We start from the raw sequence: 12,442 nt of genomic DNA, 5'->3' as shown, positions 1-12,442 counted from the left end.
ACAGTAGCCTATTTATAGACCATGCAATTCAGTAATTCCAAGGTGAGTCGTTAACAAAGATATGTTGATCGCGTATGTCGAAATTATTTTCGACTACCCTTAGCAAAGGTGATTTAAATAATTGCTTTAACTAACAATATTTATCTTTTCGCCATCTGGTGACCTGAATCTCACTTGATTAATTAGTCAATAGGTAAGCAAATGAACCCAACTTTAGACTCTATAAACCAACTAAAGCAGCAGATGGAATCCTCGGTAATTGGCCAACAACATATGGTTGACACATTACTGGTTGCACTACTTACAAATGGTAATGTTCTGCTTGAAGGGTTACCCGGAACAGCAAAGACTCGTTCTATCAAATCATTGGCTTCTGCCCTAAAAGTTGACCTTGGTCGTGTTCAATTCACTCCAGATTTGTTGCCTTCGGACGTAACAGGCACAGAGGTGTATCAAGATGTAGACGGCAAACCGACGCTTACCTTCCAACCGGGCCCAGTTTTCAACAATCTATTACTGGCGGATGAGATCAACCGATCTCCAGCAAAGGTACAAGCTGCGTTGTTAGAAGCAATGGAAGAGCGACAAATCACTGTAGCTGGCAAGACTTACAAACTGCCTGACCTATTCATGGTTTTAGCGACACAAAACCCGGTAGAGCAAGAAGGGACATACCCACTGCCAGAAGCGCAAATGGACAGATTTATCATGAAAATAAATCTCGATTATCCAGATGCGGATGCCGAAGAGCAGATCATTAAGATGGTTCGCAGTGAGGAAAAACCAAGCACAGACAAACCAGCACCTATTGATCCTCAATGTATTTTTGATGCTCGCGATCAACTGCGCGACATACATTGTAGCGACGCGGTTCTTAAGTACATTGTCGCGATTGTGGTGGCAACAAGACAACCCGAATTGTACCCAGAGTCACCCCTTTCACAGTGGATCGGTGTTGGTTCAAGCCCACGTGCAACCATCGCATTAGACAAGTGTTCAAGAGCAATGGCGTGGCTAAACGGAAAAGACTTTGTTGACCCCGATGATGTTCGCAACGTGGTTCATGGCGTTCTGCGTCACCGCCTGATTCTATCGTACGATGCACTTGCTGAAGGCGTCAGCTCAGACCGAGTCATCGATGAGATTTTGTCTCAAGTTGCAGTAGCGTAACGCGAGAGGCCACCATGGAGACGAAACCAACACTTGATCCCGATATCTATACCGATCTAAAGGCATTGCGATTGTTGAAATACAAGGCGCATGGCTTTGACTTTCTACCTAATCAGCCAATCAACAGTGCGTTAACAGGTCGCCATGTTTCGAAGCTACGTGGGCGAGGATTGAACTTTGAAGAGATGCGTCACTATCAGATTGGTGACGATATTCGCACCATGGATTGGAAAGTGACGAATAGAACGGGCAAGCCACACGTCAAAATATTCTCTGAAGAACGCGAGCGTAACGTTTATGTCATGGTCGATCAGCGCACGAGCATGTTCTTTGGCAGCACAGGTCGAATGAAATCTGTAGTTGCTGCAGAAATCGCAGCTTTGATTGCTTGGAAAGTCATAGACAGTACCGATCGTGTGGGCGCCATTATCTATAACGACAGCACTGCTCTGCCTATTTCACCACAACGCAGCGCAAATCATGTACTCAAAATACTCAATGAGATTGCGAGTAAGAATCAGCAGCTCAAAGCGGGAAAGGCTCAAGACACCCAATCCAATTCATTCGCAAAATTGTTTCATCAAGCGCAAAGGTTGGTTAAGCATGATGGGTTAGTGGTCTTGATTACCGATGGCTACGGCTATAACGAGCGTAGCGAAGAACAAATCAAGGCATTGTGTCAGCACAACGATGTGGTGTTGTGTCATGTTACCGACCCACTGGAGCATGATTTAGCCACGCTTAATAAGATGGTACTTAGCGACGGGCAATTGCAATTATCCGTATCAGGCCAAGAAGCACAGTTACGCGATGCATTCGCCAAAGACGTGGTTCAAGCCATTGATAATTTCACGGCAGTGGCGAAGAAATATCGAATCCCTGTATTGCCTTTCAACACCGTCGATCCAACCGATGTTCAGCTTAGAAAAGCACTCGGCGCGAGTTAAATAACTGAGAATTCAGACTATGACGACTAACACTGGGCTTGAGCCTTTACAGCCAGAAAATGTGAATCCATTAATGGCCTCTTTGTCTGAGCCTTCTTTGCCGGAAGGCATCTCGTGGCTACCGAATGCTCCAGGTTGGTACTGGCTACTCTTGTTGCTGTTTTGCTTCGCTTTATATCGTGTCTATTTAGTTATTCAAAAGTACCTCGCAAACACATACCGACGCGCTGCCTTGGTAGAACTCGAGCAACTCTCTTTGGAGGCTCAGTCTGGTGACATTTCATCATTTCAAAAGCTACCACAACTGCTACGAAGAACCGCATTGTATGCCTTCCCTCGTATAGAGGTCGCCCCTTTAACCAGCACAGATTGGGAAAAATGGTTAGACGACCATTGCACCAAGCGTCAATTTTCAACCGAGTTCTCTACATCAGAACTCTCAGGCGTACTTGCTCAACTCGCCTACTCTTCAGCAGCGACATTAACGGAAGAAAAACGAAACGCCATCATGGAGAACGTTGCACTTTGGATAAAGCATCACGAGGTGTCACATGATTGAATTTGAATACCCGATAGCGTTTGCATTGCTTTGTTTACCCTTTGCCGTGTATTGGTTATTGCCTGTTTACAAAGAGTCAAAAAGCGCGATTCAAGTGCCCTTTTTTGATCGCCTGATTGCCGTGTCTTCACAAGAGCCCTCTGAAACCGCGGTCAAGATGAGCCGTCGCAAAGTGCAATGGCTATTAGTCATTATCAGCTATCTCGCTTTAGTCGTCGCGATTGCTAAACCGATGTGGGTGGGCGAACCAATAGAACAAAAGAAATCCGCTCGTGAAATTATGGTCGCACTTGATCTGTCAGGTTCGATGTCAGAAGAGGATTTTGCCGATAAACAAGGTAACAAACACGACCGTTTAACGATTGCAAAGCAGGTATTGCGTGAGTTCGCGGCCCAGCGAGAACATGACCGCTTAGGGTTAATCTTGTTTGCCGACTCTGCTTATGTTCAAGCGCCATTTACTGAGGATATTAACGTATGGCAATCGCTGCTCGAAGACGTTGAACTTGGCTACGCAGGATTTCAAACCGCTTTTGGTGATGCGATTGGCTTATCAATTGCCGTATTCGAACAAGAGCAGAGCCGTCAAAGAGTGATGATTCTGCTTACCGATGGTGATGACACCAGCTCGAAAATGCCTCCTGTCAAAGCCGCCGAAATCGCCGCCAAATATGGCGTGAAGATTTACACCATTGCAATTGGTGACCCGAGTACCAAAGGTCGCTACAAGATGGATCTTCCCACTTTAGAGAAGGTATCAGCCGCAACTGGCGGGCAGATGTTTCATGCCATGGACCGAAAGCAACTCGAACAAGCTTACGCAACGATCGACGAACTAGAACAGCAAGAGTTCGAACTTTTATCTCATCGTCCGAAACACAGCTTGCACCACTATGCATTTGGCGTATGTCTGGTGAGCAACCTACTCGCCGCCTTAATCGTATTTGTTGCAAATCTGCGTCGTAAAAAAGAAATAAAACGTGTTATTCGCCGTAGAGAGGAGCTAACCAATGACTGATTTCAATACATTGTTTGGTGGCGATATCACCCAGTTTCATTTCATACGCCCATTATGGTTGTTAGCACTGGTCCCGTTCGTGTTGTTTTATCGCGCACTCGTTCAACAAGACGATTTGGTCGCGCAGTGGCAGCCTGTGATGTCTAAAAACATGGTGGAACATCTGTCTCTCAACCAAAATCGAGCGCGTATGGTTTCTCCTAATCGATTGTTTTTGGTGTTTGCGGTTCTAGCCACGCTCATTATGGCGGGTCCAACGTGGCAGCAACAACCTTCACCATTTTTTGAAGACAATTCCGAGCTGGTGATCGCCTTAGATGTCTCTGATTCAATGAATAAAACCGATATTCAGCCGTCACGATTAGAGCGCGCTAAACAGAAGATCAATCAGCTTGTTGAACTGCGAGGCGATGCAAAAACCGGATTGGTTATATACGGCGGCAGTGCCCATGTCGCTATGCCTGTCACCAAAGACAAAGAGTTAACGCGATACTTCCTCGATGTATTGGATGGAAGCTTGTTACCAGATAATGAGAGCAAACCGGCTTCGGTGTTAAAGCCAACGCTCGAGCTAATCTCACAAGCAAAAGCACCATCAACGGTTTTGATACTGACGGACAAGACCAATGACCAAGCGATAGAAGAATTCACTAAAGCGTTTGAACAACAACAACACCAAGTGATCGTTTGGGCTATGGGCGAAAACCCACAAAGTCTCGGAAATGGCACGGCAGGTTTAACAGAAACTCAACTCGCTTCACTGTCACAACTGGCGCAAGCAGGTCATGGAAACATGGTTTCATTCACCCACGACGCTAGCGATGTAGAAGCGGTGTATCAAGGCATTCAAAACAACCTATTTGCGGTCAACGATAACGCCCTGCCTTGGTTAGACGCGGGCTATTGGTTGCTGTTCTTGTTGCTGCCTATCCAATTGATGTGGTTTAGAAAAGGGTGGACGCTACAGTGGTAAATAATAAACAGATAGTGAACCCAAAGGTAATCAATCAAAAGATTGATAATCTGACGAAGCCAACCTCTTCGACTCCGAACCAATCCAGTCGTTTAGCTTGGTTATCCAAACTTAAGCCAATACACTTGTTGCTTATGCTTACTGCAGGAAATCTGATTTGGGGAATTGCCGATAAGCACTCATTTTTTGATTTTTGGCTATCCAACGATCAACACGCTTATGTCGAGTTCAAGCAAGGCAACTACGCGCAAAGTGCCGCTCTGTTCGATGATCCAACATGGGAAGCCTACAGTCGTTATTTGTCAGGTGATTTCCTTGGCGCGATTGACCTATTAAGCCCACAAGTAAGTGAACAAGGTGGTAAACCCACAGCTTTGACTGATTTCGATAAGTTAATCGTCGCGAACAGCTACGCTCATACAGCTCAGTTTGATAAAGCTACTGCGCTTTACAACGAACTGTTAAACAACGGACCGTATTCAGAACAAGCGACCAACAACCTAGCCGTTGTGGAAGCTGCGATAGAGAAGATCAAGAACACACCACCGACAAAACAAGATTCAGAAAAAGTCATTGATGATAGGAAATTGGTCGACGACGAACCAAAAGAAGGGAGTCAGAAGGAGCTCGTGATCTCTGACCAAGTCTGGCTAAAACAGGTCAGACAGAATCCATCTAAGTTTCTAAGACAAAAATTTCAGCAGGAATACAGCAATGAACAAAACTAAATCGACCGTCCGAGCATTCTCCCTTATGAAGTGTTGGTTTACTGTCTTATCCGCGATAGTGCTTTTAATTTCAATGCCTGCCAGTGCTACTAACCTAGAGCAGCTCGTCAGTGACGGTGAGTTGAAGCTGAATGTTGAAATTAAAGCTCAAGATGTCGCAGTGAAACAACAAGTCGCACTCGACGTTGAAGTATTGAGTACCCGCCCCTTTCAAGAAGAGTTGGCATTACCTTACTTAGATATGCCCAACACGGTCGTAAAGAAAGATGAGCAGAAAGTCGCTCGTTCAGCACGCACAATTGAAGGCATTAAGTGGTTTACACAAAAAGCACGCTACTACTTGTACCCTATGCAAGCTGGCGAGTTTACTGTTCCTGAATTGAGCATCCCTGTTAGTGTAGAGCTTACCAGCGACAACGTTGTTGAGGGCGTGATTCAATCGCAACCCATTAACTTTACATCCAAAGTGCCCGTGAGCAACATTGATACAGACGCGTTGATTGTGAGCCCAAATGCTGAGCTTTCGATATCAACCGATCGTCCGTTAACCGACGAATTCGAAGTTGGCCACGCTGTCACTGCAACGTATACATTGAGCGTGGCAAACTCACACATGATGTTGCTGCCTGAGATCAACATCCCAGACATCTCCGGCGTTGAGTTGTATCGCAAACCAGCAGTCAAAGAAAACGTGTTTAATCGCCTGAATAAAAGCAATACCGCGACACTCAAACAACAGGTGACGTTAATTCTTCAAGAACAAGGGAAAGTCGTCTTACCAAAACAGACCATGACATGGTGGAACACAAAGACCAACCAGCTGGAATCGTTGACTGTTGAGCAGCAAACGCTTCAAGTCGGTGACGCAAAATCATTAGACTCGCTAAGTAACACTCTAGGATCGAGCGATCGGGCTCAGACCTTATCGAATTGGTTGAGTCAATATTGGCATTACTTGATCATCGCTGGAGTATTCCTTACTGCGATTGCTCGCCTAATCGGAAAGCATTTTATTGATTTAAAGCGTTATCTTGTCGCACGCCAGCAATTGAATACCAAAAAGTTGAATATTCAATTCTGTCGACACGTTGAAGAAAAGCAGTACAGCAAAGCGGTGCAAACTGTCTATGAGATTACGGGGCGAAAAACCTTGCCGAAAGGCACGCTTCAACTGCCTCTAGATTCTGAATCAAACGACATTTGGAAGAAGTTATTGAAGCTTGGCTACGCAAAAAGTACTGAAGGCTCAGTTTCAACTTCCCTCTCAGTTTCACTAGCAGAGGCCAAAACACTGTTAAAAGCCATCAATGATTCGCCCAAAACCCGAAGAACGCCGTTTAGGTTTAATTGGAATCTGAACTAAGCGGTCAACTTAACTAAGCTGCGGTGTTAGCAAAGACGTTGGCTCAACTGTCACAAACAACGTCTTCAATCACAGACACCACTAAGTTCTTGAACCATTGATGTGCAGGGCTGGTAACGGTTCTTTTATGCTCAATCAAAAACAGCTCGAACATTAACTCGGGTACTTTATCTAGAGAGAATATCGGCACTATCTTATCGCCTATTCCCTCTAGTTCCGTCAATTTGTGGGTCGCAACCAAAATTGTATTCGAACTCTGCATCACTTCCACCAGCGTAAGCAGCTGTCCGCTTTTAAAGGCAATATCTCTCTGCATTCCTTTCTTAACTAAGTAAGTGTCTACAGGGTGTTGCAGCCCGTAATTCGAGCGAATATCGAGCGTGAGGTCAACAAAGCGAGATTCGAGGCACTGCTCAAGCGTAACATTTTTTGCTTTCGCTAAAGGGTGATGTTCAGAAACATAAAACACCGGATAGATCTGGCCAAGACTCACATATGGGAACTCGATTGGATTACTCGGGGCTTCGATGTGAATGGTAAAATCCACATCTCGTGATAACAGCTGGCTGGTTGGCGTTTTTGCAATCGGATATTCGATAAGACTGGCGTTTGGAGCATCGTGCATGAAGCGTTCAGCAAGGGGCACAGAAAGCATCCGACTCATTAATGGCGGTACAGAGACAACAAAGGTTTGAACACATTCAGCAGGGTCAAACGCAGATTTCGTTACTAGGCTTCGCATCGCCAACAGTAACTCTTCTAAAGGTGCTTGCAGTTCTAGCGCTTTTTGCGTAGGCACTAAGCCATTCGACTCTCGATAAAACAGTGGATCATCAAATAACTCTCGCAAGCGACTTAAGGTACGACTCATCGCAGGCTGAGACAGATACAAAGTATTGGCTGCGCGCGTTACGTTCCTCTCTTTGATTAAAACACTCAACGACACTAATAAGTTTAGGTCCAACCGAGAAAGCTGTTGTTCGATAGTCATCATAAGACATGCATCCGAGTAATATCACTCGTTAAATAATTGCACCTATGTGACTAACAAACAAGTAGTGGATAATCATCGGTTGAACCTTTCGTTTAACAATGCGAGTGATTCAGTAGATGTGCCCTACTTTACTGTCATCTATCAATACCCGTTTTCTGTCGCAGTAAAGGCGTCAATACGACCTGTTATTTTTAGCAATTATTTCTCAGTCTTGAGCAATGATGTCACCCATTTTTGGAGTGGATCTTCGTTATACCTCGGGTGCCAAGCAGCCACCACAGAAAAGCTCTCTGGGGAATGCTCCATTGGGATCGTCACCAAATTGAGCCCTTCAATAGCTCTGGATGGCAAGAACGCAATAGAATCTGTGGTGTTTAAATACATGGGCACGATGGAGAAACACGGTGCGGAGACCACCACGTTGCGCTTTAACCCAAACTGACCGAACCATTCATCAATCGATCCTTTGAAATTTGGACGCGATGGTGAAGCAATAATGGTTGGATAAGTCGCCAGCTCCTCCAATGAAGGTGTGGTTTGTGCTATTGAAGCATGAGGAGATGCAACACACACATGGTGCTCTTCAAACAGCTTGATTACTTTGTAGCTGCTTGGAATGTAGTCCGGAAACGCGATCGCTAAATTGACCTTTCCGCTTTCCATTAGCTCATGTAGATTATCGATTTCAAAATCACGCACAATCAGCTTTAAGTTCGGTGCTTTTTCCCTTAATTGTGCGATTAAGCTCGGCAAAATGATCTGCTGTGCGTAATCCGTCGCCGCAATCACAAATGTCCCTTTTGCTTTCTCGGGTACGAAGTTTGTTTTAGATAACAACAAATTGAAGTCGATCAGTAAACGATCGACACCGACAGATAACTCTTGTGCGAAGGTGGTCGGAACAAAGCCGTTGGTTTTTCTCACAAACAACCTATCGTCGAACACTTCTCGCAGCTTCTTCAAATGCTCACTAACAGCTTGCTGGGTCATCCCCAATTGATTCGCGGCTTTGGAGGCGTTCTCTTCACGGATTAAAGCTTGGAAAACTCTAAGTTGCTTTATGTCTAATCGGTCTAGTTTGCTCACACGCACTCGCTCGGTGAAGTTGGATTCCATGTCAGTGTAACACTCAACAAGAAAAACCAGTAACACTCACAATTAAGCTTTGTTGCTACTTGTTTAGCTATTTGATTAAAGTTCTTCCATCGAAACGAAACACATACAGATCGGAGAACAACATGAAAACAATCATTCTAATTGGCGCACGTGGCAAGATGGGTCAAGCAGCACTAATGGGGTTAGGCAATCACAACGTAATCACAGCGGGTCGCTCTGGCGATGTCGATCACATCGTTGATATCACTGATCCTCAATCAATTGAAGCGCTGTACAAGAACGTGGGACACTTTGATGCGGTCGTGAACACCGTTGGCCTCTGCGAATACAATACCTTTGCGGATATGACTGAAGATCAATGGATGACCACGGTAATGAGCAAAATGATGGGACAAATCAACCTTGTTCGCATCGGCCAAAAGTACATTGCTGATGGCGGTTCATTTACTCTAATTAGCGGTATCTTGAATGTTAAACCTATTCCTTCTGCGATTGCTGATGCTACCACTAGCGGCGCAATTGATACCTTCGTTAAGACTGTCGCTTATGAAATGCCAAGAAACACACGTATCAATGTCATTAACCCGACCGTTCTTGCCGAAGCGTGGGATGTTTACGGTGAAATGATGCCAGGTTTTGAACCTGTACCAAGCAAACTTGTTGGCAAAGCATTTGAGCGCTCGGTCGATGGTTTTCTTACTGGTGAAGTGATTTTCGTAGACGCGTAATGCACGAACATTAATTACTTTCCTGCAACTAAAAAGGCGAATCCATCGGTTCGCCTTTCTATTTAAAGAATCGTATTTATCGATTTATCGCTAAATATGAGCCAGCCGCAATCATTATTCCACCAGCACTTTGGTTTAACCTTTTATGTGCGCGTGGCGTTTTCAACAAACCTGCCATTCTGCCCGCGCCTACAGCGATAAGCATTAAACCGGACATTAGAGCAACAGATGCTAGCGCAGAAACCAAAACGATATCTTGTGAGCGCAGAACTGTAAGGTCAATGAAAGTCGGCAAGAACGAAATATAAAACAGAATCACTTTAGGGTTTGATGCTGAAATCAAAAAGCCTTGCGCGAAACTCGCGAGTTCGGATTTCTGGCTCTGTTTGGCAGCGAGTTCAGCTGAGCCTTGCACTTCAGGTAAGCTCTTAAACATCTTATAGCCCAAGTAAATCAAATAAGCTGCACCAACGTAGCGAATCACCTCAAACGCAATCGACCAATTCTCGGCAATCGTTGCTAGACCGAAACAGGCAAGTGCAAGATAAATAAGATCACTGCATATCATCCCTAACGAAAGAGTGATGCACTTTCGCCAACCATTAACCATGCCTCGAGCTAAAATGGCAAATACGCCAGGCCCCGGAGTAATACCAAATATAAACATGGCAATAAAGAATGTAATCGCACCTTCTAATGACATTGGACTGTCCTTTTCTATAACCCAACATAATTGATCATGAACGTATCATGGAGCTTCGATTCGCGTAAAGAACGTTTTTGACTAAGCACGTTTAACACAACTCATGTTTTGAATAAGTGTCACACGTAATTTCCCCACTACGCCTGAGCCCAGCGCCAAACATAAACTCCAACTTCAACTTCAACTTCAACCAATCACCAATCACCAATCACCAATCACCAATCACCAATCACCAATCACCAAAGTGTTTTTCGTTAAGACACAAAAAAGGCGAACCTGTAGGCTCGCCTTCGAAAACAATGATCGAAAATCAACGTGACAAGATTAGTTAGCGATTGGAGACAGTAACTCTGGGTTTACGACTATATTTCTTACACCGTGGGCGTGGTCTTCGTTAAAGTCATTACCTTCACACCAGCTACCCACTGTTGCGATATTTACTTTCGCGACTTGTGGTCTAACGCTCCATGTGACTTGGAAAGGCGAACCTTGTTCATTGTAACCAGGACCCGTTGTAGAGCCTGCGTATTGAATCGCTGAACCCGTATTTTGAGGAATATTTGGTGCTTGGTTTAAACCGTTGACTTTAGAGTGTTTCGCTAATGCTTCAAAGTCGAGAGCTTTGTCGTCATTAACTAATACATAGACTTGAGTTTCAACACGCAGTTGCGGGTTGGTAATCGCGTCGTTAAAACAAGCACCCAGTGTTTCACCCGGTTCAACTTGCGCCGTTGAATAAACATAGTGAACTTCAATGGTGTCGCCCGAATGCAAAGAACCATGATCGCTCGGACAAACCTTGCCCTCAAATGGTTTCAGCTCAGCAGAACTCAACTTGCCTGTGTATTTAAAGCCACTCTGGAATCCCTTACCATCACCGTTGCCAGCATATTGAGTAAACTCGCCGCCTTTATGCTCAGCATTTTTATGGAAGTGAATATTACATAAGTTCATCGCTGTCGAATCAGGGGCATCCGAAAACAGTCTGGTATTTGTTCCTTTCAATGAACCCAAATCTCGTGGGGCTTGCGGTCCAAAACCTTGTCCTTGGGTATTTTCAGAAAGCTTCGCTCTTTGTTCTGCGATAACACCATCTGATACCGACTCATGGCTCGCGTCTGATGCATTTGCATGAGCTGACAACATCACCATCGCGACACTTAAAAACACACTCTTGTTGTTCATTTTTCTTCCCTAGAATATTGATAACTAAACCTAAACCGAACCTAACAGCAAACATCTTACTATGCTCACATATGAATATAAGAGTTGTCTTTGTAAGATTAGATTTCATTGCTTACTTTCGGATGAGTATTAGAACCTCTGATGCATATAACAAGTCAAACACGTTAAATTCGGCGAGTCCCTTCCAGAACTAATAATTTCCTATTTTCGTTAACCGTCACTTGACTCAAACGCTCAGATAGGTGAACTCGATTATTAAGCACAGTGATGGCCAGATTTAGGATCAAAAAAGGCGAACCACTGGGCTCGCCTTCACGTTTAATTCTATCTATTAGGTTGGCATTCTTGGTTAACGGTTTAACCATTACCGGTGGCAAATATCCCAAACGTCATGACGTTTAATGCATCTGTCACGCCCTCTAGTGATTTAATCACGGCCTTAGTCGGTTGGTTATGACGAATAAAATAGCTTCCGATACCTTTTTCACCGCCACTCTTAGCATCGCTTTCCGTTGTTTCTGTCGCTGCTACTTGAGAAGGTTCCACTGATTCTGGCTCTGCATTGGCGTGAGTTATCGTGTCATTATTTGAATCAAGGTTTGAGTTTGATTCATGATCAGTTATTGGTTGATGATTAACGAACGATTCATGGGAAGATTCATGGGAAGATTCAACGTTGGTCTCAGCACTTGTATCAATTGCAACATCGACATTGCGCTCTTCTTCCAAGCTTTTCGACATTGCGTCTTCGTTGCTCAATGTATTGTCGTCTAGCTGATGATTACTCGTTGAAGAACAAGCTGTTAAGAAAAATAGGCTAACGATGAATATGAGTAAGTTTCTCATCATAGTGATAAAGCACGAATTAATAAAACATCGTTCGATTGTAGTTTATTTGGTAGACTACATCCAGCACCAAGCAGCGTAAAAGTGAAGTGTCATGTACTTGAATAGTAAA

The 12,442-nt window shown here is 44.4% G+C and carries 13 protein-coding genes; 8 read left to right on the top strand and 5 right to left on the bottom strand.

The features are described 5' to 3' along the window. Window positions 1-201 precede the first annotated feature (201 nt). Genes AACR09_RS23760 through AACR09_RS23730 form a run of 7 tightly spaced genes read left to right on the top strand, consistent with a single transcriptional unit; the run spans window position 202 to window position 6,758 of the window. Window positions 202-1,170 (top strand): AAA family ATPase, encoded by a 969-nt coding sequence (locus tag AACR09_RS23760; protein WP_108149656.1) that lies wholly within the window; start codon window positions 202-204, stop codon window positions 1,168-1,170. A 14-nt stretch (window positions 1,171-1,184) separates the two neighbouring features. Further along, complete coding sequence (locus tag AACR09_RS23755) at window positions 1,185-2,117, top strand: DUF58 domain-containing protein (protein WP_017079161.1); 933 nt, start codon at window positions 1,185-1,187, stop codon at window positions 2,115-2,117. 19 nt (window positions 2,118-2,136) lie between these two features. Continuing rightward, the gene (locus AACR09_RS23750; protein WP_193835822.1) at window positions 2,137-2,676 is read left to right on the top strand and encodes a DUF4381 domain-containing protein; all 540 of its coding nucleotides are present in this window, start codon (window positions 2,137-2,139) and stop codon (window positions 2,674-2,676) included. Next, complete coding sequence (locus AACR09_RS23745) at window positions 2,669-3,694, top strand: vWA domain-containing protein (protein WP_193835821.1); 1,026 nt, start codon at window positions 2,669-2,671, stop codon at window positions 3,692-3,694. The genes AACR09_RS23750 and AACR09_RS23745 overlap by 8 nt, the downstream gene beginning before the upstream one ends. Next, complete coding sequence (locus AACR09_RS23740) at window positions 3,687-4,667, top strand: VWA domain-containing protein (protein WP_102566631.1); 981 nt, start codon at window positions 3,687-3,689, stop codon at window positions 4,665-4,667. Before AACR09_RS23745 ends, AACR09_RS23740 begins: the two co-directional genes overlap by 8 nt. Next, window positions 4,661-5,395, top strand: a complete 735-nt coding sequence (locus AACR09_RS23735) for a tetratricopeptide repeat protein (protein WP_193835820.1) — start codon at window positions 4,661-4,663, stop codon at window positions 5,393-5,395. The genes AACR09_RS23740 and AACR09_RS23735 overlap by 7 nt, the downstream gene beginning before the upstream one ends. Next, window positions 5,382-6,758 carry a BatD family protein gene (locus AACR09_RS23730; protein ID WP_193835819.1) on the top strand — a complete coding sequence of 459 codons (1,377 nt, stop codon included), beginning with the start codon at window positions 5,382-5,384 and terminating at the stop codon, window positions 6,756-6,758. Before AACR09_RS23735 ends, AACR09_RS23730 begins: the two co-directional genes overlap by 14 nt. 43 nt (window positions 6,759-6,801) lie before the next feature. On the opposite strand, the gene AACR09_RS23725 is transcribed toward AACR09_RS23730, so the two are convergent. Continuing rightward, window positions 6,802-7,752: a LysR family transcriptional regulator gene (locus AACR09_RS23725; RefSeq protein WP_193835818.1), complete on the bottom strand. Its 951-nt coding sequence runs from the start codon at window positions 7,750-7,752 to the stop codon at window positions 6,802-6,804. 198 nt (window positions 7,753-7,950) lie between these two features. Next, on the bottom strand, window positions 7,951-8,838 hold the full coding sequence (locus AACR09_RS23720) for a LysR family transcriptional regulator (protein ID WP_193835839.1): 888 nt from the start codon (window positions 8,836-8,838) through the stop codon (window positions 7,951-7,953). A 152-nt stretch (window positions 8,839-8,990) separates the two neighbouring features. Here AACR09_RS23720 and AACR09_RS23715 point away from each other — a divergent pair, with 152 nt between their 5' ends. Next, a complete protein-coding gene (locus AACR09_RS23715; RefSeq protein ID WP_193835817.1) occupies window positions 8,991-9,596 on the top strand; it encodes a short chain dehydrogenase in 606 nt (201 codons plus the stop codon). A gap of 76 nt (window positions 9,597-9,672) precedes the next feature. On the opposite strand, the gene AACR09_RS23710 is transcribed toward AACR09_RS23715, so the two are convergent. The 3 genes from AACR09_RS23710 to AACR09_RS23700 form a co-directional block, all read right to left on the bottom strand. Beyond that, window positions 9,673-10,299, bottom strand: a complete 627-nt coding sequence (locus tag AACR09_RS23710) for a LysE family translocator (protein WP_017082319.1) — start codon at window positions 10,297-10,299, stop codon at window positions 9,673-9,675. 324 nt (window positions 10,300-10,623) lie between these two features. After that, the gene (locus AACR09_RS23705; RefSeq protein WP_061022985.1) at window positions 10,624-11,484 is read right to left on the bottom strand and encodes a delta-class carbonic anhydrase; all 861 of its coding nucleotides are present in this window, start codon (window positions 11,482-11,484) and stop codon (window positions 10,624-10,626) included. Window positions 11,485-11,841: 357 nt separating this feature from the next. Further along, window positions 11,842-12,333: a hypothetical protein gene (locus AACR09_RS23700; protein ID WP_193835816.1), complete on the bottom strand. Its 492-nt coding sequence runs from the start codon at window positions 12,331-12,333 to the stop codon at window positions 11,842-11,844. Between the last annotated feature and the right edge of the window lie 109 nt (window positions 12,334-12,442).

It is taken from the genome of Vibrio sp. OPT20 (assembly GCF_963889365.1).
Classification (GTDB): domain Bacteria; phylum Pseudomonadota; class Gammaproteobacteria; order Enterobacterales; family Vibrionaceae; genus Vibrio; species Vibrio splendidus.
Note: the sequence above shows the minus strand (reverse complement) of the source record. Positions and strands in the feature narration are given on the sequence as shown.

What these genes read in the sequence shown, in the direction of transcription:
- AACR09_RS23725 (WP_193835818.1), bottom strand. Translation starts at nt 7,752, where the DNA reads ATGATGACTATCGAACAACAGCTTTCTCGGTTGGACCTAAACTTATTA.
- AACR09_RS23710 (WP_017082319.1), bottom strand. Translation starts at nt 10,299, where the DNA reads ATGTCATTAGAAGGTGCGATTACATTCTTTATTGCCATGTTTATATTT.
- AACR09_RS23740 (WP_102566631.1), top strand. Translation starts at nt 3,687, where the DNA reads ATGACTGATTTCAATACATTGTTTGGTGGCGATATCACCCAGTTTCAT.
- AACR09_RS23700 (WP_193835816.1), bottom strand. Translation starts at nt 12,333, where the DNA reads ATGATGAGAAACTTACTCATATTCATCGTTAGCCTATTTTTCTTAACA.
- AACR09_RS23755 (WP_017079161.1), top strand. Translation starts at nt 1,185, where the DNA reads ATGGAGACGAAACCAACACTTGATCCCGATATCTATACCGATCTAAAG.
- AACR09_RS23750 (WP_193835822.1), top strand. Translation starts at nt 2,137, where the DNA reads ATGACGACTAACACTGGGCTTGAGCCTTTACAGCCAGAAAATGTGAAT.
- AACR09_RS23730 (WP_193835819.1), top strand. Translation starts at nt 5,382, where the DNA reads ATGAACAAAACTAAATCGACCGTCCGAGCATTCTCCCTTATGAAGTGT.
- AACR09_RS23760 (WP_108149656.1), top strand. Translation starts at nt 202, where the DNA reads ATGAACCCAACTTTAGACTCTATAAACCAACTAAAGCAGCAGATGGAA.
- AACR09_RS23705 (WP_061022985.1), bottom strand. Translation starts at nt 11,484, where the DNA reads ATGAACAACAAGAGTGTGTTTTTAAGTGTCGCGATGGTGATGTTGTCA.
- AACR09_RS23745 (WP_193835821.1), top strand. Translation starts at nt 2,669, where the DNA reads ATGATTGAATTTGAATACCCGATAGCGTTTGCATTGCTTTGTTTACCC.
- AACR09_RS23715 (WP_193835817.1), top strand. Translation starts at nt 8,991, where the DNA reads ATGAAAACAATCATTCTAATTGGCGCACGTGGCAAGATGGGTCAAGCA.